Raw genomic sequence first — 22,637 nt, forward strand, 5'->3', positions numbered from 1 at the left:
CGGGCTCAACACGCTCTTGCCTGAACACCGACCATGGCTGCTGCGTACGCTTCGGGCCCATGACACAGGACGGCCCCAGCCAGATCACCGAGTCAGTGCGCATGGAACGCCGCGACGACGTGGCACTCATCATCGTGAACAATCCGCCGGTCAACGCTCTGAGCTATCACGTGCGCCAGGGCCTCATCGACGGCATGGCCGCTGCCGAAGCCAGCGACGCTTCAGCCATCGTGCTCATCTGCGACGGGCGCACGTTCATCGCCGGCGCGGACATCACCGAGTTCTCCCAGCCGCCCAAGCCGCCGGCACTCGTGCCCGGCCAAGAAGCCATGGAGAATTGCAGCAAGCCGGTCGTGGCTGGCATCCATGGCACCGCACTCGGAGGCGGGCTCGAAGTTGCGCTGTGCGCGCACTTCCGGGTGGCGATCAGCTCGGCGCAGTTCGGCCTGCCCGAGGTGAAGCTGGGCTTGCTGCCCGGAGGCGGCGGCACACAGCGCCTGCCTCGCATCACCGGTCCGCAGCGTGCGCTCGAAATGATGGTCAGTGGCAACCCCATCGGCGCTGCCGAAGCGCTCGAGTGCGGGCTGATCAGCGAGATCGTGGGCGACTCGCTGGCCGATCTCGAAGACGGTGCCGTGGCATTCGCTCGGCGAGCCGCTGCACAGAACATGCCCCGGCCACGCATCCGTGACCGCAACGAACGCCTTGAAGGCTTCGGCGCCGAGCAATTCGCGGCGTACCGGGCATCGATCGCCCGCAGGACACGCGGCTTTGAAGCGCCCGACCGGATCATCCGCTGTGTCGAAGCAGCGGTCTCCACGGCTAACACGGGTGACTTCGAGGCCGGCCTCGCGGCGGAGGCGCGCATTTTCGGCGAGTTGATGGGCAGCTCGCAGGCCAACGCCCAGCAGTACTACTTCTTCGCCGAGCGTGCGGCACAGAAGGTGCCTGACGTGCCGCGTGACACGCCGCAGGTCGACATCGCCCGTGTCGGCATTCTCGGGGCGGGGACGATGGGCGGCGGCATCGCCATGAACTTCGCCAACATCGGCATCCCGGTCACCCTCGTCGAACGCGACGAAGCGAGCCTGGAGCGTGGCCTCGCCGTGGTCCGACGCAACTACGAGCGGACGGCGGCCCGCGGCGGCATCTCCTCCGACGACGTGCAGACCCGTATGGGCCTCCTCCAGGGTTCCACCGACATGGGCGACTTCGCTGAATGCGACCTGATGATCGAGGCCGTGTTCGAGAACATGGCGCTCAAAAAGGACGTGTTCGCCCAGCTTGACGGCATCTGCAAGCCCGGGGCTGTGCTGGCCAGCAACACGTCGGCGCTCAACGTCAACGAGATCGCCTCGGCCACGTCCCGGCCCGAAGACGTCATCGGCATGCACTTCTTCTCCCCCGCCAACGTCATGCGAATGCTTGAAGTCGTGCGGGGTGATGCCACCTCGAAGACCGCTATCGCGACAGCCATGTCGATCGGCAAGCGCATCGGCAAGACGCCGGTGCTGTGCGGCGTGTGCCACGGTTTCATCGGCAATCGGATGCTGTTCATGCGCGGTCTCGAAGCCGAGAAGATGCTGCTCGAAGGCGCAACGCCAGCCCAGATCGACCAAGTCGTGTTCGACTTCGGCTTCCCGATGGGTCCCTTCGCCATGAGCGACCTGGCCGGTCTCGACGTGGGCTGGAACGAGGCCACCTCGTCGAGCTCGACGGTGCGCGAAATGCTCTGCGAATCGGGCCGGCGAGGCCAGAAGAACGGCCGGGGCTACTACATCTACGACCCCGATACCCGGGCGTCGACGCCGGATCCCGAGGTCGAGCAGATGATCCGAGATTTCGCCTCTGACCGGGGAGCGACGCTGCGTGAGGTCACCGACCAGGAGATCCTCGAACGCTGCTTGTACCCGATGGTCAATGAGGGCGCCAAGATCCTCGACGAGGGCATCGCCCTGCGGGGCAGCGACGTCGACGTCACCTGGATCAACGGCTACGGCTGGCCCATGTACACCGGCGGCCCTATGCACTGGGCTGACGAGATCGGGCTGGGCGAGGTACTGGATCGAATTTGCCACTACGACCAGACGCTCGGCGGGGACCACTGGACGCCAAGCCCGCTGCTCGAACGCCTTGCGGCGCAGGGCGGCTCGCTGGCCCGCTACGAAAGCTGAACCGATGCTGACGATCGAGCCGATCCATCCCGACTTCGGCGCCAGGGTCACCGGCATCGACCTGACCGCCGAACTTGACGCCGAGGCGACCGCAGCGCTTCGCGAAGCCATCGACACCCACTCGCTGCTGCATTTCCCGGGACAGGACATGACCGACGAGGCGCAACTCGCGCTCACTCAGTGCCTCGGCGAGCCCGAGCCGAACCATGTCCTTTTCGGCAAGACCGGCAAGATCGAATTCTTCGGCACGATCGGCAACGTGATCGACGCCGGCAGGAAACGAGACGAGTCAGATCCGCGGACCCGGAACCAGAAGGGCAACAACCTCTGGCACTCGGACTCGTCGTTCCGGCTTGTGCCGTCATACGTGTCGATCCTGCATGCCTATGAGGTGCCCGGCGAGGGCGGCGAGACCGAGTACACCAGCCAGCGGGCCGCCTACGCCCGTCTCGAGGGGTCACGCCAAGCTGAGATCGACGAGCTCCAGGTGCTGCACGACTACGTCTTCAGCCGCACCCAAGTGGCCCCGGTCGACCCCAACCACGCTGCATCGCTGCCGCCGATCCCCCAGCGGCTCGTGCGGACCAACCCCGGTAACGGCGCGAAGAACTACTACGTCGGCTCCCACGCCCGATCAATCGTCGGATGGCCGGGAATCGACAGCCGCCGGCTGATCGACGAGCTGAACGCGGGTGCGACGCGACCCGAAGACGTGTACTCGCATCGCTGGAGCCCAGGCGACACGGTCATCTACGACAATCGCTGCATGCTGCACCGCGGTGCCGGCTACGACGCCGACCGTTGGCGCCGCTACATGCGTCAGACCCGTGTGCAGGGCCGGGGGCCGACCCTCGACGAGTAGGGCCAGCAGCTCGAAGCCGGCCTGCGTTCAGGAGCCGCTGACGGCAGCGATCGTCGCCTCGGGCACGCCCGCGGCCCGGGCACCGGCGCAGATGCTCGCCCACGTCGCGGCGGGCAGCGTGATGCCGTTCGCCATGCGGTGCTGACGCCGTTCGTGCTCGACGTCGCCGGGCAGCTTCACGGGATGGTCGGGGTTGATGGCCGCAGCCTCACCGAACCAGTCGAGATAGTCGGCCGCGATGCCGTTGTAGCCGTCGTCGGCTTCGCCGACAGCAGCATCGATCTGAGCCGGGTCGACGTACACCGAGAGCATGCCGTTGGCAAACCTGACCCGGCGGGGCCCCGCTGTGCCCGTGCCGGTGAGCGCTCCCGCGAGCAGCTCGCACATGACCGAGATGCCCGAGCCCTTGTGCTCCCCCATCGCCCGCAGCGCTCCGGGACCGTCCATGGAGTTGGGCCGCTGGCCGTCTGCGAAGCTGTACAGCACCCGTGGGTCGCCGGTGATCTCGCCTTCGGCAGACACCAACGCGTTCTCCGGCACCGCCGGACCGCCGTGCAGCGCAACCATGGCTTTGCCCTCGGCCACGACCGAGGTGGCGAAGTCATGGATGACGGGACGGCGACCGGCGACGGGCGCGCCATATGCACACGGGTTGGTGCCCATCCGCCGCTCCTTGGCGCCGAAAGGTGCAACCAGCCGGCTGTTGGCAACGTTCACGAAATGCACTGAGACAAGGCCTTCGGCTGCGGCCATCTCAGCGTACTCACCGATGCGTCCGAGGTGCCCGGCGTTGCGCAGCCCCACGACGGCTACGCCCAACTCCTTGCATCGCTCGATGCCGAGTGCCACAGCTGCCGGCCCGACGGTCTGACCCATGCCGTACTGACCGTCCACCAGCATCAGCGAACCCGAGTCGATCAGCACCTTGATCTCCTGGTCGGCCAACTGAACGCCGTTGGCCAGGAGCTCGACGTAGAGAGCTGAGCGGATGACCCCGTGGCTGTCGTGGCCGGCAAGGTTCGCACCCACGAGGCTGGCGCCGATGCGCTCGGCTTCGGCATCCGAGCACCCGGTATGCCGGAAGATCTCAGCGATGAAGCCAGCCAGGCGTTCATGGTCGATCACGACGGGCTGATCGGCGGCAACATCGGCGGTCGCAGCGTCACTGGTTGTACGGGTTTCGCTCATCGCGGCAGCGTACGTCGCGCACCGACACCGTTCCCAACTCGCCACCAACCCGCACCGTTCCGATGACCCACATAGGCTCGCCCGACGTGAGTCAGCCCGATGTCGCGCCGACGCCCGAGCACCCGCAGCACTTCGAAGTCGTGGTGGTCGGGGCCGGCAATGCCGCCATGTGCGCCGCGCTGGCGGCACACGAGGGAGGCGCCGAGGTGCTGGTGCTCGAACGGGCGCCCGAGGCCGAAGCTGGCGGGAACAGCCGCTTCACGGCCGGCGCAATCCGCTTCGCCTACGACGGCGTCGACGACCTGCGCGCACTGATGCCCGACCTCACCGATGCCGAAGTCGAGATGACCGATTTCGGCACCTACACCGAAGACGAGTTCTACGCAGACCTGGGCCGCATTACCGACTACAGGTGCGATCCCGAACTGGCGGACACGCTTGTCACCCGCAGCAATGAAACCCTGCTGTGGATGGCGAGCCATGGTGTGAGGTTCGCGCCGATCTGGGGACGCCAGGCCTTCAAAGTGGACGGGCGCTTCAAGTTCTGGGGTGGCCTCACGGTCGAGTCGGTGGGCGGCGGCGAGGGACTTGTCGAGTCGCTCCGTACGGCGCTGGATCGCAACGGCATCGACCTGTGGCACGAAGCTGCGGGACGATCACTGGTGCTCGACGAGAGCGGCGCCGTGCGCGGGGTGCGAATCCGGCGACAGGGCCGCATGGTCGAGGCCGCGTGCAGTGCGGTGGTGCTGGCCTCAGGCGGGTTCCAGGCCAACGCCGAGTGGCGCACCCGCTATCTCGGGCCCGGCTGGGATCTCGCCAAGGTGCGCGGAACTCGTTTCAACACCGGCGACGGCATCGCGATGGCCTTCGATGCCGGGGCCATGCCATACGGCAACTGGAGCGGCGCTCACGCAGTGGCATGGGACTACAACGCCCCCGAATTCGGAGACTTGGCCGTCGGCGACGGCTTCCAGAAGCACAGCTACCCGTTCGGGATCGTGCTGAACCGGAACGGCAAGCGATTCGTGGACGAGGGCGCCGACTTCCGCAACTACACCTACGCCCGCTACGGCCGGGAGATCCTGGCCCAGCCTGGGCACTCTGCATGGCAGGTCTTCGACGCCAGCACTGACCACCTGCTGCGTGACGAGTACCGCATCCGGCAGGTCACCAGGGTCACCGCCGGCAGCATCGCGGAGCTCTGCGGGCGCATGGAAGACGTCGACACCGAGGCGGCCATGGCCACCATCGCTGAGTTCAACGCAGCCGTCGACCGCGGCGTCGCGTTCGACCCCAACGTGCTCGACGGGCGCCGCACCTCCGGCCTCAGCCCCGACAAGACGAACTGGGCCATGCCGCTGGAAACGCCGCCCTTTACGGCTTTCCGGGTGACCTGCGGGCTGACGTTCACGTTCGGCGGCCTGCGCATCGACGACACCGGCTGCGTGCTGGATACCGATCTGCGGCCGATCAGCGGCTTGTATGCCGCGGGAGAGCTCGTCGGCGGACTGTTCTATGGCAATTATCCGGGAGGCTCGGGCCTGAGCGCCGGAGCAGTGTTCGGTCGCCAAGCCGGGACCTCCGCCGCATTGCACGCTCTGCGCCCCAGTACTTGATCAATTGGGCCTGATGAACCGGCCTCGACAATCTGGTCTGCGCGCTGGGCCCGTGCTTGGGCCCGTCACCGTGCAACCGGCGAGCGATAGCGTCGCAGCGCTATGTCGAAAATTGTCTACACGCACACCGACGAAGCACCAGCGCTGGCCACATACTCGCTGCTGCCGATCATCACGACGTTCACCGAGGCTGCCGGCGTGGATGTCGAGCCGCGTGACATCTCTTTGGCGGGTCGCATCGTCGCCAACTTCAGCGACTGGCTCGACGAATCGCTTCGAAGCTCCGATGCCTTGGCCGAACTCGGCGAGTGGGCCTTGGAGCCCGACGCGAACATCATCAAGTTGCCGAACATCTCTGCGTCCGTCCCGCAGATAAAGGCCGCCATCGCCGAGCTTCAGGCCAATGGCTTCGCGGTGCCGCACTATCCGGACGATCCGGCCAACGACGACGAGCGGGCGATTCGCGAGCGCTACGACCGCGTGAAGGGTTCCGCAGTCAATCCGGTTCTGCGCGAGGGCAACTCGGACCGGCGCGCGCCCCGTGCAGTGAAGGACTACGCCCGCCAGTACCCACACTCAATGGGCCCATGGTCGCCCGATTCGGTGACCCACGTTGCGACCATGTCCGAGGGCGACTTCCGCTCGAATGAGCAGTCAGTGACGATGTCAAGCGACGACACGCTGGACATTTGCCACGTCGCTGCTGACGGCAGCGCCCAGACGCTGCGCAAGGTGCCCGTGACCGCCGGCGAGGTCGTCGACTCGACGTTCATGTCAGCCGCGGCGTTGCGGGACTTCCTCGATGCGGAGATCACCGACGCCAAAGACTCCGACGTGCTGTTCTCGCTGCACCTCAAGGCCACGATGATGAAGGTCTCGGATCCGATCATCTTCGGTCACGCGGTGCGCGCCTTCTTCGCCCCGGTGTTCGAACGACACGGCGACGTGCTCGACGCCGCCGGCGCCGATCCCAACGACGGCTGGGCGAACGTCCTAGCGGCAATCGCGAACCTGCCAGACGCCCAAAGGTCCGTTGTCGAGGCCGACATAGCGGCGGTGCTCGCAGATCGTCCGCCGCTCGCGATGGTTGACTCCGACCGCGGCATCACCAACTTGCATGTACCCAGCGACGTGATCGTCGACGCCTCCATGCCCGCGATGATCCGTTCTTCGGGCCAGATGTGGAACCCGAAGGGCACCTTGGCGGACACCAAAGCGGTCATTCCCGATTCCAGCTACGCCGGCGTGTACCAGGCCGTGATCGATGATTGTCGGGCGAACGGCGCTCTGGATCCCGTGACGATGGGTTCGGTGCCGAACGTCGGCCTCATGGCACGCAAGGCCGAGGAATACGGCAGCCATGACAAGACATTCGAGGTCGCAGCATCAGGCGAGATGCGCGTGGTATCCAGCTCCGGGGACATCTTGATGAGCCACGCCGTCCAGCAGGGTGACATCTGGCGGATGTGCACGACCAAGGACGCCGCAATCAGCAACTGGGTGGACCTCGCGGTGCAGCGCGGAGAGGCAACCGGGGCGGCCGTCGTGTTCTGGCTCGATGCCGACCGTCCCCACGACGCTGAGCTCATCACGAAGGTCGACGACGGTTTGGCCGCGCTTCGCGCCGAAGGACGCTCCGTCGATGAACTGGGCATCCGCGTCATGGCTCCCACCGACGCCTGCCGTTTTTCTCTCGAGCGCATCCGTCGCGGTTCCGACACCATCTCGGTGACGGGCAACGTGCTGCGCGACTACAACACCGACTTGTTCCCGATCCTAGAGCTCGGAACGTCGGCCAAGATGCTCTCGGTCGTTCCGCTGATGGCCGGCGGGGGACTGTTCGAAACCGGAGCCGGCGGCTCCGCACCGAAGCACGTCCAGCAATTCGAGGCCGAGAACCACCTTCGGTGGGACAGCCTCGGCGAGTTCCTGGCGCTTGCCGTCTCGCTGGAGCACCTGGCGCGGGTCGCCAGCAACGCCGCTGCTCAACTGCTTGCGGACACCCTCGATGCGGCCAACGGCACATGGCTCGCAGAAGGGCGAGCTCCCAGCCGCAAGGTCCACGAACCCGACAACCGCGCGAGCCACTTCCATCTTGCGAAGCACTGGGCCGCCGAGATGGCCCGCCAGGGCACCGACCTCGCTCTCGCCGTGCGCTTCGCATCGCTTGCGGCGGCGCTCGCCGACAGCGAAGACACCATCATCGCCGAGCTGATCGACTGTCAGGGCACGCCGATGGACATTGGCGGCTACTACCTGCCCGATCCTTCCCTCGCCGAATCCGCCATGCGGCCCAGCGCAACGTTCAATCAGATCCTCGACGACTTCCGCTCAGCGACGCAGGCCTGAGAGGGGGTCGGACGAGCGGGTCAGGAGTCGAGCTCGGCGAAGCCGCCTTCACCCAGGCGGCCTGACTCTCGGTAGGCAGCGAGCTTTGCACGGCTGTCGGCGATGTCCAGATTCGCCATGGTGAGCTGCCCAATCCGGTCCGCCGGACCGAACGCAGCGTCTTCGACACGTTCCATCGAGAGCCGGTCAGGCTCATAGGTCAGACCAGCGCCGATGGTGTCGAGCACCGAGTAGTCGTCGCCGCGGCGCAGCCGCAGCGTGACCTCGCCGGTGACGCTCGAGCCGACCCAGCGCAGCAGCGAGTCGCGCAGCATGAGCGACTGCGGGTCGAACCGGCGCCCCTCATAGAGCAGCCGGCCGAGGCGACGCCCCATCGTGCGGTAGTTCTCGAGCGTGGCCTCGTTGTGAATTGCTGACAGCAAGCGCTCATAGGCGATGTGCAGCAGCGCCATGCCCGGGGCCTCGTAGATGCCCCGCGACTTGGCCTCGATCACACGGTTCTCGATCTGGTCACTCATGCCGAGGCCGTGACGGCCCCCAACGGCATTGGCTTCCACTACCAGTGCAACGTGGTCGCTGCCCTCGGCACCTCCAGCAGCAAACTCCCGTCCGCCGATCGCCACCGGCCAGCCTGCCTCGAACCGGACGGTCACGTCTTCAGGCTCGATATCGACCGCAGGGTCCCAGTGCGCCACGCCCATGATCGGCGAGACGATCTCCATCGAGGTCGCCAGGTCCTCCAGGCGCTTCGCCTCATGGGTGGCGCCCCAGATGTTCGCATCGGTGGAGTACGCCTTCTCGGTGGGGTCCCGGTACGGCAGGCCGCGCGACACCAGGAATTCGCTCATGCCGGCACGGCCGCCGAGTTGATCTACAAATGCCGAGTCCAGCCACGGCTTATAGATGCGCAGCCCGGCATTGACAAGCAAGCCGTAGCGGTAGAACCGCTCGATGTCATTGCCCTTGTAGGTCGAGCCGTCGCCCCAGATGTCCACGCCGTCTTCGGCCATGGCAGCCACCAGCATCGTGCCGGTCACTGCACGCCCCAGCGGCGTCGTGTTGAAGTACGTGCGGCCCGCCGTCGAGATATGAAACGCGCCGCACTGCAGCGCCATGAGACCCTCTCGCACGAGCTCGGCCCTGCAGTCCACCAGGCGTGCCGCATGAGCGCCGTAGTCGAGCGCCCGCTGCGGCACACCCGACAGGTCCGGCTCGTCGTACTGGCCGAGGTCGGCCGTGTAGGCCCACACGAGCGCACCCCGCTCGGCCATCCACGCAACCGCCGCCGATGTGTCGAGTCCACCGGAGAAGGCGATGCCCACCCGCTCGGCTGCCGGCAGCGCAGACAGCACACGCGCACCGCCGGCCGCCGGGACTCCGCTCGCCGACGGCGAGGTCGTGTCCTCAATACCATTCGACATGGACCCCAACGGTACGGCCTCAGCCATCGAGGCTTGCATGGCGGCGAATCCACCTCTGCGGACTGGTCTCGCCGATTGGCAAGTGCTGTTCGGCCCCATGGGTCCGACCGCGGGCGAACCCACATAGCGATGGAGTACCTCCACGCACGGCTACCGCCGCGCGTACGCTCCGCCACGAAGGGGTGACTCATGAACGACGGCACGGCGACAGGCACGACTGGCGGCACAGCGACGGGCCAGTCGATGGCCGAGCTGCTGAGCGAGATGGTGCGCATCCCCAGCGTCAACCCGATGCATCACGGGCCGCGCTCAGGCACCGTCGCCGAAGCCGATATGGCCAACTGGGTGGCGCAACGAGCCGAGGCCCTCGGCGCCGAGGTCGAACTGGACGAGATCGAGCCGGGACGGCCCAACGTGTACGCCCGCTTCGCCGGCCGCACCGAGCGGATGCTCACCGTCGACGTGCACCTCGACACCGTCGGCGTCGAGCACATGAAAGGCGACCCCTTCGACGGCCGCATCACCGAGGGCCGTGTCTGGGGACGGGGGGCTGTCGACACCAAGGCGACCATGGCCGTCGTGCTCGCCGTGATGGGCGAGATGACCGCCGCCGGGCGGCAGCCGATGTGCATCGTCGAGCTGGTGGGGACCATTTCGGAGGAAGGGGGCGGACTGGCCGGCGCGTCCGCCTACCGGGACCGGCTGCTCGAACGCGGTGAGCGCCGCGAACAGATCGTCGTCGCCGAGCCGACAATGTGCGCACCCGTATATGGCCACAAAGGCGGCTTGGGCCTCGAAGTCGAGGTGGAGGGCCGTGCGGCGCACTCGTCCAAGCCCCACCTCGGCATCAATGCGCTGTCAGCCGGGGCCCGCATCGTGGCCGCAGTCGATGCTGAAGCGGAACGGCTGGCGAACCAGCGCGAGGTCGGCGCACTGGGCGCCGGCACCGTCTCGGTCAACGAGATGAGCGGGGGTCGCGCACGCAACATCGTGCCCGACCACTGCAAGTTGTACGTCGGGCGGCGCATCGCCGACACCGAGGACTACGAGGAGGAATTCGCCCGTCTCACGGAGCTGATACGTGCCGCAGCGCTCCCGGCCCGTGTCAAGGTGAAGTTGGCGAACGGGTTTGGCAGCAACGCGTTCTTCCAGGCCCCTGGGAGCGACCTGGTAACCGCGCTTGCCGAGATGTCAGGGCACGAAGCGACCGTCGCGGACTACGGCACCAATGCCCTGCGCTACGGCGAGGTCGCTGACCAGATCGTCGTGTTCGGCCCGGGTTCGATCGACCAAGCGCATCAGGCCGTCGAGTGGGTCGACATCTCCGAGCTCGAACGTGCCGCTTCGGTCTACCGCCAGCTGCTGCTGCGCTGAGCCACTCCTGCGCGACCCCTGCGCCTTTGGGCTCAGCTGGGGCGCGCAGTGATGAAGACGGGGATCTCGCGGTCGGTCTTTTCCTGATACTCGGCGTAGGGCGGGAAGGCTGCCACGCAGCGTTCCCACCATGTGGCACGCTCGTCGCCGGTCACGAGCCGCACCGTCGTCTCGAAGGGCTCGGGACCGTCCTGGATCAACACGGTCGGGTCGGCCACGAGGTTGTGGTACCAGCCCGGATGCGCGGGTGCGCCGCCCTTGGAGCCGACAATGGCGTACTCGCCCTCGTGCTCGACGCGCATCAGCGGAACCTTGCGCACCAGCCCAGTGCGATGTCCCAGCGTGGTCATGACGATGATCGGCAAGCCGGTGTCGCGCAGCGTGTTGGCATCGGTGCCTGCCGATGCCTCGTACGCATCGGCCTGCTCCTCCACCCAATCCCAGGTGCTGGGCCCGTAGTCGCCGTCGAACTTGTCGCTGTGAGTCATACGGTGAAATCTACGTTGGCGAAGCGTTCGCGAGCCGAGGTTGCTGCACGCCTACGATCCTGAGTGTGCAGATCATGTCGGCCCTGTTCATCGAGCACTTCGATATGCGCGAGGCCGCTGGCGGCGCAGCCCGCATCGATCTCGGAGGCGTGCACTTCTCGATGGCCGCACCCGGGCCATTCCCGGTCACCGTCAACCCGCACATGCTCGTGCTCGTTCGCTGCCCGTCCACGCACAGCGGTCTCGCAGCGCTCGAAGTGCGCTTCGTGCGCGGCGACACCCAGGTCGCCCGCAACGTGCAGCCGCTCAGCGTGGAGCCAGGCAAGTTCGGCTACAACCTCGTCCAGGCTGACCTCACGTTCGACGAGCCGTCCACTATCGAGGCCCATTGCCGGATCGATCAGGGTGACGCCGTCGTGGTGCCGTTGACCATGACCCCTCCCGCCGACGACGACGAAAGTCCGGCGCCCACTGGGGGCGGATGGACCGGAACGCCCGCGGAACAAGCGGGATAGGCAGGTCGGTCGTCCATGCCGTTCACCGTCGGGCTGTCACAGCACATCGATCCTGGCATCGCCGTTGGCGAAGTCGTCGGGCGCGTGCTGGACCGCCTCGGGCCCTCGCCGGACATCGCACTTCTGTTCACATCAGGTGAGCACGCCAGGGCGACGGAGAAGATCGCGGCGACGATCACCGAACTGCTCGATCCGACAGCGTTCATCGGCACAACGGCGTGTTCTGTCGCGGCCGGAGAGCGTGAGATCGAAGACGACACCGCTGTGGTGCTGTGGGCGGGCACGTTGGGCTTCGGCAATGGGCCCAGGGCGCGTGCTGTGAGGCTCGCCGGCGTGCCAGACCCGGGGTCGGACGACGAAGCGCTGGCGGCGGCATTCTCCGACGTCGTGGCCACAGGGGATCACTCGTTGATCCTGCTGGCGGACCCGTTCTCGTTTCCCGTCGATGCTGCGCTCACGCACTGGGCCGACCGCTGGCCGCAGGTAAGCGTCCTGGGCGGCATGGCGTCCGCTGCGCCCATGCCCGGCGGCAACCGGGTCGTCGTCGACGGCAGCGTGCACTCTGACGGCGCAGCTGCGCTCGTGGTCGGCGGCTCGGCGACGGTGACGCATCTGGTCTCCCAAGGCTGCCGGCCCATCGGCCAGCCGTACATCATCACCTCCGCGGAGGGCAACATCGTGCGTGCCCTGGGCGGGAAGCCGCCGTTCGAACGGCTGCAGCGAACGTTCTCCCAGCTTGAACCCGCCGATCAGAGCCTTGTCCAACGCGGGCTGCACGTCGGCCGGGTGACTGATGAGCGCAAGATCGAGTTCGAACGCGGCGACTTCCTGATCCGCGGCGTTCTCGGCGCGGACCGCTCCACTGGCGCTATGGCAATCGGCGATGAGGCCCCTATCGGTGCAACCGTTCAATTCCACGTGCGCGATGCCCGGACCGCGGACCAAGACCTGCGAGCAGCGCTCGAAGAATCAACGACGGCGCAGGGAGCGCTGCTGTTCACGTGCAACGGTCGTGGCACGCATCTGTTCGACACTGCGCACCACGACGCCGCGATCCTTTCCGAGCGCGCCTGCGCCGAGGTGGGCGGGATGTTCTGCGCCGGGGAAATCGGCCCGGTCGGCCCGCGTTCGTATGTGCACGGCTTCACTGCCTCGATGGCGTTGTTCGCCGACTGCGACGACGCCCCATGACGGTGCAAACCCAGCGATGACAGGACTCCCAGCAAGCCATGATCGCCGAGTAACGAGCCGGCAACACAGAATCGTGAGCCCCGAACAGTGAGCCCTACAACAGTGAGCCCCGACCTCGAAGCCCGCCAAATCAACACGATCCGGGCGCTGGCCGCCGATGCGGTGATGCGCGCAGGCAGCGGGCACACCGGCACGGCCATGGCGTTGGCACCCCTGGCACATGTGCTGTGCACCCGCATCATGCGGTACGACGCCACTGCACCGGACTGGTCCGACCGGGACCGCTTCATCCTCTCCGCCGGCCATGCGTCGATGCTCATCTATGCGATGACGCACCTGCTGGGCTACGGCGTGACGCTCGACGACATCCGTTCCTTCCGCCAGCTGGGCTCGATCACCGCCGGGCATCCCGAGCGGGGACTCACGCCAGGTGTCGAGGTGACGACCGGCCCGCTGGGTCAGGGCTTCGCCAACGCGGTCGGCATGGCGATCGCCGAGCGGAACCTGCGGGCGCGCTTGGGGGCCGACCTCGTCGACCATCGCACGTTCGTCATCGTGAGCGACGGCGACCTGATGGAGGGCATCAGCCACGAAGCCGCCTCACTCGCCGGTCATCAGCAACTCGGCAGGCTGATCGGTATCTATGACGACAACCGCATCACGATCGACGGCAGCACCGACCTGGCGCTGAGCGACGACGCAGCACGTCGCTTCGAGGCGTACGGCTGGCACGTCACAGATGTCGGCGAAGCCGCCGAGGACCTCGACACGCTGGAGCGCGCGATACGAGGAGCGCTGCTCGTCAGCGACCGCCCGTCGATGATCGTTGTACGCAGCCATATCGGATACCCGATGCCCACCGCCATCGACACCTCTGCGGCGCATGGCGCAATCACCGATGCCGCCGAGATCGCCGCCGCCAAGCGCGCCATGGGTATGGATCCCGATGCCGAATTCGTCGTGGACCACGACGTTGCGCAGGCCTACCTCGCAGCAGGGCGACGAGGCGAATCCGAACGTCTCGCGTGGGAATCGCGGCTCGCTGCGAGCGGTCACGATCGCGCGTGGCTGGAAGCGCTGTGGTCAGCTCGGGCCACGGGCGACGCCGAAGGGTCCACGCCAGTGTTCGACGCCGGCACGCAGATGGCGACGCGAGTCGCTGCAAATCGAGTCCTCGACGCCGCTCTCGACACCGTTCCCGCGCTCATCTGCGGAGGCGCTGACCTCACCGGCAACACCGGCACCAACGTGACCGCCGAAGTTCTGTCTGCGGCGAATCCCGGCGGACGCAAGCTCTACTTCGGGGTGCGCGAACACGCGATGGGCGCAATCGCCAACGGCATGGCACTGCACGGTGGCGTATTGCCCGTGGTCGGCACATTCCTCGTGTTCAGCGACTACATGCGGCCGGCCGTGCGACTGGCAGCGCTGAGCGGTGCCAAATCGGTGTTCGCATGGAGTCATGATTCGATCGGCCTCGGCGAAGACGGACCGACGCATCAGCCCGTCGAGCACCTCGCGTCGCTGCGTGCAATCCCGGGCCTCTGCGTCATCCGGCCCGCAGACGCAAACGAGACCACGCAGGCATGGCAGGTCGCGGTGAACCGCGACGGACCCACAGCACTTGTGCTCACGCGTCAGAACGTGCCTGTGCTCGACGGCACAGACCGATCAGGGCAGGTGGCACGCGGCGCGTACATCCTGATCGACACGCCGTCTCCGTCCGTCATCCTGGCGGGCACGGGCAGCGAGGTGCAGTGCTGCACTGGGGCTGCCGGGCTGCTGGCAGCGGACGGCATCGCCACCACGGTGGTGTCGATGCCCAGCTGGGACCTTTTCGAGGCTCAGAGCGTCGAATACCGGTCGTCGGTGCTGCCTCAGGGTGTGCCCGTCCTGGGCGTGGAAGCTGCAGCACCATTTGGCTGGGACCGCTATGCCGACGCCACCGTCACCATGGATCGCTTCGGAGCGAGCGCTCCTGGCGGCGAGTTGATGACGCACTTCGGCTTCACAGCCCAAGCAATCGCCGATGCCGCCCGCAAGCTCTTTTAGCCCACAAGCTGGGGTACCGCCGCAAATTCGGAGTTCGCGGCGCCCGGCAGGACAGACTGAGCCAATAACAACCGGCGACCAAGACAGAAGCGCTGCCGCTCGTGACGCGGCGGAGGGATACGACATGAGAGATGGCACAGGAGGCGGAGCCATGATCGGACGGCTCGCGGCGCTGAATGAAGAGCACCAGCAGAGTCCCTGGCTTGACAACCTGCGGCGGGGCTGGCTGACCGGCGGTGAACTGGACCAGTGGGTACAACGCGGAATCCGCGGCCTGACGTCGAATCCCTCGATTTTCCAGAAGGCGATCGAATCCTCCGACGACTACGACGAACAATTCGGCGATCTTGTGCGCAGCGGTGACTCGGTGGACAGCGCGTACTGGCAGCTCGTGACCAGCGACATCTCGGGTGCGCTGAGCGCGCTCGGTCCTGTCCACGCTTCATCGGGCGGCACCGACGGATTCGTCTCGGTCGAAGTGGATCCAGCTCTGGCGCACGACACCGACGCGACCGTGCGCGCTGCACGTCAATTGCACGAGACCATCGCGCGCCCGAACCTGATGGTGAAGATTCCTGGGACGGCCGAGGGACTGCCGGCGATCAAGCAGATGATCGCCCGGGGCCACAGCATCAACGTGACGCTCATTTTCTCGGTGGCCCGCTACGAGCAGGTGGCGGAGGCGTACGTGAGCGGGCTGGAAGACAGGGCCGCTGCCGGCGAGACTGATCTGCGCGGCATCGCAAGTGTGGCTTCGTTCTTCGTCAGCAGAACTGACACCGAAGTGGACCGCCGTCTAGATGCCGTTGGCACTCAGAGCGCTCTGGCGTTGCGGGGCCGCACCGCGGTGGCCCAAGCACAAGCTGCGTACGGTCGCTTCGCCGAGATCTTCAGCGGTCCGCGCTGGGAAGCCCTCGAAGCACTGGGTGCGCAGTGCCAGCGCCCGTTGTGGGCATCGACCAGCACGAAGAACCCGGCATATCCCGACACGCTGTACGTCGACGAGCTCATCGGTCCCCGCACGGTGAACACCATGCCCGACGACACGCTGGCCGCCTTCTGCGATCACGGCAAGCTCCGCCGCACTGTCGACGCGGACCAAGCTGCCGCGCGTTACGTGCTCGATGCCGTGGCCTCGCATGGCATCGACCTCGACGACGTCGCCGCGACGCTCGAGGCACAGGGCGTGGCTGCGTTTGCCAAGAGCTTCGACGAACTGCTCGTCTCGCTTGAATCCAAGGCTGATGTATTGGTGTAGTCCGAGCTGGCCGCGACCATCGAGTTAGTTGCAATCCGAAACTGACTGACCTAGCCTGCGCGACCGTGACTCAGGTCCCCGCCTCGGCGCCCACCTGCTCGATTCAGGCGACGCTCGACATCGTGGGCGATCGGTGGTCGCTGCTGATCCTTCGCGACCTGTTCCGCGGCGTGCGTCGCTTCAGCGCGATGCAGCACGACTTGGGCATCGCTCGCAACATGCTGGCTGACCGGCTGAGCCGCCTCACCGAATCCGGTGTCGTCGCGAAGGTTCCGTACCAGCAACGACCGATTCGCTACGACTACGTGCTGACACCGAAGGGCCTGGACCTGTCCGGAAGCCTGCTGGCGCTGATGCGCTGGGGCGACAGCTGGTGCCAGGACGGCGACGCTCCGACTGTGCTCGTGCATGCCGACTGCGGCACGCCACTCGAAGTCGCGACTCGGTGTCCATGCTGCGACGAGACCGTCAGCCCCACACGGATCCGCAACCGCCAACCCAACCCGGGCGAGAACCTCGCTGCAACCCACGAACCTGCCCGCCGCAGCACCGAACCCGGACGCTCCCAAGATCGCAACTGCCGAAACCCGAACGGAGGGGTCTCTTGACTCTCACCGAACCACCCCGCCGCGTCGACGACACTGCGACGTCAGGCGCCGACGACGCCGCCGCGGCACCACAGCCGTCCCCCCAGTCGCTGGCCATGGCGGACCTGCCGCTGGCCGAGCTTGCGGCACGGGCTTCGGCCGTCCGCGACAAGGCGTTCGGCACTCGTGTCACCTACAGCCCGAAGGTGTTCATCCCGCTGACGATGCTGTGCCGGGACAAGTGTGGCTATTGCACGTTTGCCCAGCCTCCGGCGCGACTCGATTCTCCATTCCTCACGCCCGAACAGGTGCTCGAGATCGCGACCAGCGGCGCTCGGGCCGGCTGCCACGAGGCCCTGTTCACACTGGGCGAACGGCCGGAACTGCGCTATCCGGCGGCCGCCGACTGGCTCACCGAGCACGGCTGGGACTCCACAGTCCATTACCTCACAGAGATGTGCCGACTCGTGCGTGACGAGACCGGTCTGCTCCCTCATGCCAATCCCGGCGCGATGACGGCCGACGAGCTGGCGGCGCTGCGCGAGGTCGCACCCAGCCAGGGGATGATGCTCGAATCGCTGAACCCCAACCTGGACTGCCACCGGGGTTCACCGGACAAGGAACCGGCACGCCGCCTGGCAACGCTCGAAGCGGCCGGTGAGCTCGCGATCCCTTACACGACCGGGATTCTCGTCGGCATCGGCGAGTCGCTGGCGGACCGGTTGGCCGCGCTGGAGGCCATTGCCGCCAGCCACGCCCGATGGGGCCACATCCAAGAGGTGATCGTTCAGAACTTCCTGCCCAAGGCGGGAACCTCGATGCACAACTTCGGGGCGTGCCCAGCTGACGAGTACGCCCAGGCCATTGCGCTGGCCCGCCTCATCCTGCCCGCCGACATCCACCTGCAGGCACCGCCGAATCTCTCCGACGACTTCGGCGGTCTGCTCGACTGCGGCATCGACGACTGGGGCGGTGTCTCGCCGATCACGGCTGACCATGTGAATCCCGAGCGTCCGTGGCCCGCGCTGGACCGGCTGCGCGAAGTCACCGAGGCACGGGAATTCACGCTCGCGCCCCGCCTGACCATCTATCCCGAGTTCGCATTGGATCCGGGGCGCTGGCTGGCTCAACCGAATCGGTTCCCGGTGATGGATCGCTGCGATGCGGAGGGGCTCGGCCGCGACGACCCGGGCAGCCAGATGCCCGAGCGCACGATGAACAATCTCGACGCTGGCTCGGGCGCCGATGTGCTGGTCGCCGATGAAAACTCGACGCAGTGGTACTCCGGCGGAGCAGTCCACCTGCCCATCAACATCATGGGCGGGCGCTCGGGTGCGCGAGGTGCCGTGCGCGAAGTGCTCGACGGCGTCATGACCGGACAGCAGGTCGGCCATGTCGAGATCGTGACGCTGTTCGAGGCGCGGGGTCCCGAAGTGGTCGCCGTCGGAGAGGTCGCCGACGAACTGCGCCGCGAAGCAGTCGGCGACATCGTGACCTGGGTGCACAACCGCAACATCAACTACACGAACGTCTGCACGTTCAAGTGCAAGTTCTGCGGCTTCTCCAAAGGACCCCTGTCGCTGAATCTGCGGGGCACGCCCTACATGCTGACTCTGGCCGACATCCAGGAGCGGGTGATCGAGGCGGCCGAGCTGGGCGCCACCGAGGTGACGCTGCAGGGCGGCATACACCCCAGCTTCGACGGCGATTACTACATCGACGTCTGCCGGGCGATTCACGAGGTTGTCCCGGACATGCACCTGCACGGGTTCACTGCGCTGGAGGTCATCGAGGGAGCAAAACGCCTCGGTGAATCGCTTGTGGACTATCTCATTCGTCTCAAAGAAGCGGGCTTGAAATCGCTTCCCGGCACTGCCGCGGAGATTCTCGACGACACAGTGAGAGCGACGCTGTGCCCCGACAAGATCAACACCGCCGAATGGCTGGAGTGCCATGAGGCCGCGCACGCTGTGGGCCTGCACTCGAACATCACGATCATGTTCGGGTCGATCGAGCAGCCCGAGCACTGGGCCAACCACATCGTGGCCACACGCGACCTGCAGAAGCGCACCGGCGGCTTCACCGAGTGGGTTCCGCTGCCGTTCGTGCACATGGCAAGCCCCATCTACCTGCGCAAGGGAGCCCGGCGCGGGCCGACGTTCCGTGAGACGATGCTGATGCACGCCGTGCCCCGCATCGCCTACCGAGGCCTCATCGACAACGTGCAGGTGTCATGGGTCAAGATTGGTCCCTCGGGCGCCGAGCAAATCCTTCGAGCCGGGGCCAACGACCTCGGCGGGACGCTCATGGACGAGAACATCTCTCGTGCAGCCGGCGCTCAGCACGGACAGGGCCTCACCGAGCAGGACTTCCGGGACATCGCTGAGCCTCTCGGCCGGCGGACCCGCCAGCGCCTGACCGGCTACCAGAACGCCGACGGTGCGCCGCAGGTGCACAGCCGCGTGCTCCGGCCCACGAACAACGCAACCGACCGCAAGCTCATTCCGTTGGAGTCGCTCGGCAGTCGCGTCTAAGCGACTGCGCAACAACACAGCAGTCGCGTCTAAGCGACTGCGCAACAACACAGCAGTCGCGTCTCAGCGCAGTGATCACAAACGCTTGCGCTGTCGCCTGCGGGTCGGGTACATCGCGACGCCGGCGCCCGATGAGGCGGGACGTACGCTTCGCGGTGCGATGAAATCCTCCGGTGTGCGCTACGCAGCGCTGGGCGTGTTGTTGGCCGGAGCTGCGCTGATCGTGTGGACTGCGGTCAGCGATGGCGAGACCGAAGACGACTTCGGCACCGTTTCAACCGAGGCGATGTCGACGTCATCGGATACAGCGGTGACCTCTCAAGCATCGAGTTCGGATGCAGCCCGAACCAGTGAGACCGTCACGAGCAGTGGAGTGACCGCCGCGCAGGCTGCGACCACAACGACGGAGCCGCTGGCGCCGATTCCGATTCTGGGCACGGCGGACACGCTCACGGGGCTCGACGGCTGGCTGAACACTGAGGCCACGTCGCTCGAGGAGATTCGCTCAGCGAACACGATCACCGTGGTGCAGTTCTGGACGTTCGGCTGCCGCAACTGCAAGAACACGCTGGACGCGCTCGGCCAGCTGCACGCCGACTTCTCCAATCGCGGCGTCGAGATCGTGGGCGTCCACTCCCCCGAGTTCGCCTACGAAGCCGACGTCGACAACATCATCGAAGCGGCCGACAACCTCGGCGTGATCTGGCCGATCGCGCTCGACACGCATCGGCGCAACTTCCATCGCTGGCAGGAGGGACCCACGGGCTACTGGCCCCGCGTCTACGTCATCGACAGCGACAATCAGATCCGCTTCGACCGGCGAGGTGACAGCGCCGCCAAGTACCGCGAGCTGTACGAGATCGTCGAGCGGCTCCTGACCGAGACCTGAGCTCGCCCGGTGGGCACCGTCGTCGATACGTTCATCGAGGGCGTCGAGGTCATCACGTGGGCGTGCACGCTGACCGTCCTGGTGCCAGGGCTGGCGCTCGTCCTGGTCGCCCGGCGGACCCGGTTGACGGTGGCGGTGTACTACGTCGTGGGCGCAGCGTTGCTGGCATGGGCGCAAGCGGCCGGCCATTGGTGGGTTTCGGCGCAGGGCGTGACCCTCGTGATCGCAGCGTTGCTCGCCGCAGGCACCTATTCGGCCGCGTGGGTCGCACCCCAACACTGCTCGCCATTGGCGACCGGTGCAGGCATCGTCGGCGGCGCGCTGGCCGGCTGGATGTGGCGTCCTTGCGTCGGGACGCTCCTTGGCGACATCCTCAACGACGCGACGACCGAGGGCCCACGCACCGCTGGCTTGATGCTGGTGTACATGGTCGGAGCGCTGCTGCCAGTGCTGCTCATAGCGATCGCTCCGTACGCGGTACCTGCTCTCGGAAGAGTCCTGGATCGGCGTCCGGTCGCCGTCGTAGGCGCTGTGGTCGGCGCTGCCTACGCCGTGACGTTGGCCATTGGGCGCTACGACGACCTCATCGGTGAGCTCTACCGGATCTCGAGTTCCGCCTGACGTCAAACGCGGCCGCGGGCCGCGATTGCGGTCGCTCAAGCGTCGGGGTGCGGGTCCGACGCACCGACCGACTCCCGCAAGATCGAGGCGGCCTTGACGGTTGCCCGGCGCGCACGCGTCACGCTTCGCTCCAGCCGCGAGCGCGCGTCGCTGGTGTCGGCGTCCGCGAGCGCCCCTTGCAGCAACTCGATGGCCACCTCGGCGAGCTGCTCGGACACATCGTCGAGACGATCGGCGATCGAGGAGATCTCATCGTGCATGCCAGAACTCCTCAGCTTGGCGGCAGATACTCGGCAACAATCTCGATCGGGTGGCGCACCGTCAGGCCCGCTGCCCGCAGATGCAGCATGCAACCGGGATTGGCGCTCGCAACGACGCCCGCTCCGGTGCGCTCGATTGCAGCAACCTTCCGGTCGCGAACAGCGGCCGCAATCTCGGGGTGCTGCTGGGCGTAGGCACCGCCTGCGCCACAGCACAGACCGTCGTCGTCAAGCTCGGCAATCTCGGTGTAGCGACCGAGCACCGTCCGAACCGACAGATGCGCTTGTTGGACGTGGCGCAGGTGACACGGGTCTTGTACGGCAACGCGTAGGGCTTCAGAACCTGCCTGCGTGGGCCTCTGCGGCAGGTCGTCGACGCGTGCAGCGAGCCACTCATGGATATCGAGGACTCGGGCGGCGAACTGCTCGGCTTCGACGGTCCCCAGCAAGTGGCCGTATTCCTTCATAGCGGCACCGCAACCCGCTGAGTCGACGAGGATCGGCGCTTCGCCGGGCAGTGCCGCAATGACGCGCTGGGCGAGACGCCGGGCTTGGGCACCGAGTCCGGCGTGGACGTGCAGGGCACCGCAGCAGGCAGCGCCCAGAGGCGGGAGGGCGACCCCAGCTCCGGTGGCCTCTATCACCTGCTGGGCTGCGCGGTGGGTGTCGCGCATCCACGCATCCATCACGCATCCGGTGAAGAGCCACACATCGTCGCCGCTCGCTTTGAGCGGCCGCTGACGCAACGGAACCGTCGGCAGCGCCTCGACAGCTCCCGCGAGCGACCGCAACGACCGCCTGCGGCCGAGCCAGCCCGCTAGCCGCAGCACGCCCAGCCGCTGCGCCAGCGCGAGCAGTCGCGAGCTTGCAGAGAGCAGCCGCGGCATGCCCAGGATGCGATACGCCGCCCGCCGGATCGTCGGCTGGTAGCTCGTCTGCGTGGCGAGCGCTTCGCGGGTCGCCTCCATCATTTCGCCGTAGTTCACGCCGGCCGGGCATGCGGTCTCGCATCCGCGGCACTGGATGCACGCGTCCATGAATTCCACGAAGGCGTCGTCCGCGGTACCGAGCTCTGTGACGTCGCGCATCATTGCGATGCGCCCACGGGGCGATGCAGATTCCTCGCCGGTCACTCGATACGTCGGGCAATGTGGCAAGCACATGCCACAGCCGACGCACGAAGCCAGCGTGTCGTCGTCGATCTCAAGCCTCAGCGCGAACGTGTCGCTCGCTGCGCCGGATTGTGCGCTCACCGAGC

At 66.7% G+C, this 22,637-nt stretch carries 18 protein-coding genes; 13 read left to right on the forward strand and 5 right to left on the reverse strand.

Going from position 1 to position 22,637, the window contains the following annotated elements:
* Positions 1–59: 59 nt before the first annotated feature.
* Positions 60–2,174, forward strand: a complete 2,115-nt coding sequence (locus ACQY5K_RS02855; protein WP_428119881.1) for a 3-hydroxyacyl-CoA dehydrogenase NAD-binding domain-containing protein — start codon at positions 60–62, stop codon at positions 2,172–2,174.
* A gap of 4 nt (positions 2,175–2,178) precedes the next feature.
* Complete coding sequence (locus ACQY5K_RS02860; protein ID WP_428119883.1) at positions 2,179–3,036, forward strand: TauD/TfdA dioxygenase family protein; 858 nt, start codon at positions 2,179–2,181, stop codon at positions 3,034–3,036.
* A gap of 27 nt (positions 3,037–3,063) precedes the next feature.
* On the opposite strand, the gene ACQY5K_RS02865 is transcribed toward ACQY5K_RS02860, so the two are convergent.
* Positions 3,064–4,224 (reverse strand): Ldh family oxidoreductase, encoded by a 1,161-nt coding sequence (locus tag ACQY5K_RS02865; RefSeq protein ID WP_428119885.1) that lies wholly within the window; start codon positions 4,222–4,224, stop codon positions 3,064–3,066.
* A gap of 86 nt (positions 4,225–4,310) precedes the next feature.
* Between ACQY5K_RS02865 and tcuA the strand changes: the two genes are divergently transcribed.
* Both tcuA and ACQY5K_RS02875 read left to right on the forward strand, forming a co-directional pair.
* The gene (gene tcuA, locus ACQY5K_RS02870) at positions 4,311–5,840 is read left to right on the forward strand and encodes an FAD-dependent tricarballylate dehydrogenase TcuA (protein WP_428119887.1); all 1,530 of its coding nucleotides are present in this window, start codon (positions 4,311–4,313) and stop codon (positions 5,838–5,840) included.
* A 102-nt stretch (positions 5,841–5,942) separates the two neighbouring features.
* Positions 5,943–8,189 (forward strand): NADP-dependent isocitrate dehydrogenase, encoded by a 2,247-nt coding sequence (locus tag ACQY5K_RS02875; protein WP_428119889.1) that lies wholly within the window; start codon positions 5,943–5,945, stop codon positions 8,187–8,189.
* Positions 8,190–8,209: 20 nt separating this feature from the next.
* Here ACQY5K_RS02875 and argG read toward each other — a convergent pair whose 3' ends face one another.
* Positions 8,210–9,610 (reverse strand): argininosuccinate synthase, encoded by a 1,401-nt coding sequence (argG, locus tag ACQY5K_RS02880; RefSeq protein WP_428119891.1) that lies wholly within the window; start codon positions 9,608–9,610, stop codon positions 8,210–8,212.
* 189 nt (positions 9,611–9,799) lie between these two features.
* Between argG and ACQY5K_RS02885 the strand changes: the two genes are divergently transcribed.
* A complete protein-coding gene (locus ACQY5K_RS02885) occupies positions 9,800–10,984 on the forward strand; it encodes a M20 family metallopeptidase (protein WP_428119893.1) in 1,185 nt (394 codons plus the stop codon).
* A 32-nt stretch (positions 10,985–11,016) separates the two neighbouring features.
* Here the strand turns inward: ACQY5K_RS02885 and ACQY5K_RS02890 are convergent, their stop codons facing one another.
* Entirely contained in the window at positions 11,017–11,472 is a 456-nt protein-coding gene (locus ACQY5K_RS02890; protein ID WP_428119895.1) for a nitroreductase family deazaflavin-dependent oxidoreductase, read from the reverse strand.
* A 65-nt stretch (positions 11,473–11,537) separates the two neighbouring features.
* Here ACQY5K_RS02890 and ACQY5K_RS02895 point away from each other — a divergent pair, with 65 nt between their 5' ends.
* The 8 genes from ACQY5K_RS02895 (at position 11,538) to ACQY5K_RS02930 (ending at position 21,119) form a co-directional block, all read left to right on the forward strand.
* On the forward strand, positions 11,538–11,987 hold the full coding sequence (locus tag ACQY5K_RS02895) for a hypothetical protein (RefSeq protein ID WP_419920303.1): 450 nt from the start codon (positions 11,538–11,540) through the stop codon (positions 11,985–11,987).
* A gap of 15 nt (positions 11,988–12,002) precedes the next feature.
* Positions 12,003–13,178 carry an FIST signal transduction protein gene (locus ACQY5K_RS02900; RefSeq protein WP_428119897.1) on the forward strand — a complete coding sequence of 392 codons (1,176 nt, stop codon included), beginning with the start codon at positions 12,003–12,005 and terminating at the stop codon, positions 13,176–13,178.
* An 87-nt stretch (positions 13,179–13,265) separates the two neighbouring features.
* Positions 13,266–15,230, forward strand: a complete 1,965-nt coding sequence (gene tkt, locus ACQY5K_RS02905) for a transketolase (RefSeq protein WP_419920305.1) — start codon at positions 13,266–13,268, stop codon at positions 15,228–15,230.
* Between the two features lie 124 nt (positions 15,231–15,354).
* The gene (gene tal, locus ACQY5K_RS02910) at positions 15,355–16,488 is read left to right on the forward strand and encodes a transaldolase (protein WP_428119899.1); all 1,134 of its coding nucleotides are present in this window, start codon (positions 15,355–15,357) and stop codon (positions 16,486–16,488) included.
* A gap of 65 nt (positions 16,489–16,553) precedes the next feature.
* Positions 16,554–17,096, forward strand: coding sequence for a winged helix-turn-helix transcriptional regulator (locus ACQY5K_RS02915; RefSeq protein WP_419920307.1), 543 nt, complete (start codon positions 16,554–16,556; stop codon positions 17,094–17,096).
* 95 nt (positions 17,097–17,191) lie between these two features.
* Positions 17,192–19,609 (forward strand): 5-amino-6-(D-ribitylamino)uracil--L-tyrosine 4-hydroxyphenyl transferase CofH, encoded by a 2,418-nt coding sequence (gene cofH / locus ACQY5K_RS02920; protein ID WP_428122841.1) that lies wholly within the window; start codon positions 17,192–17,194, stop codon positions 19,607–19,609.
* Positions 19,610–19,769: 160 nt separating this feature from the next.
* Positions 19,770–20,498 carry a redoxin domain-containing protein gene (locus tag ACQY5K_RS02925; protein ID WP_428119901.1) on the forward strand — a complete coding sequence of 243 codons (729 nt, stop codon included), beginning with the start codon at positions 19,770–19,772 and terminating at the stop codon, positions 20,496–20,498.
* A gap of 9 nt (positions 20,499–20,507) precedes the next feature.
* Positions 20,508–21,119 (forward strand): hypothetical protein, encoded by a 612-nt coding sequence (locus ACQY5K_RS02930; protein WP_428119903.1) that lies wholly within the window; start codon positions 20,508–20,510, stop codon positions 21,117–21,119.
* Positions 21,120–21,154: 35 nt separating this feature from the next.
* Here the strand turns inward: ACQY5K_RS02930 and ACQY5K_RS02935 are convergent, their stop codons facing one another.
* A complete protein-coding gene (locus ACQY5K_RS02935; protein WP_419920310.1) occupies positions 21,155–21,379 on the reverse strand; it encodes a hypothetical protein in 225 nt (74 codons plus the stop codon).
* An 11-nt stretch (positions 21,380–21,390) separates the two neighbouring features.
* Entirely contained in the window at positions 21,391–22,632 is a 1,242-nt protein-coding gene (locus tag ACQY5K_RS02940) for a (Fe-S)-binding protein (RefSeq protein ID WP_428119905.1), read from the reverse strand.
* Between the last annotated feature and the right edge of the window lie 5 nt (positions 22,633–22,637).

The organism is Candidatus Poriferisodalis sp., from assembly GCF_965262965.1.
Classification (GTDB): Bacteria; Actinomycetota; Acidimicrobiia; order Acidimicrobiales; family Poriferisodalaceae; genus Poriferisodalis.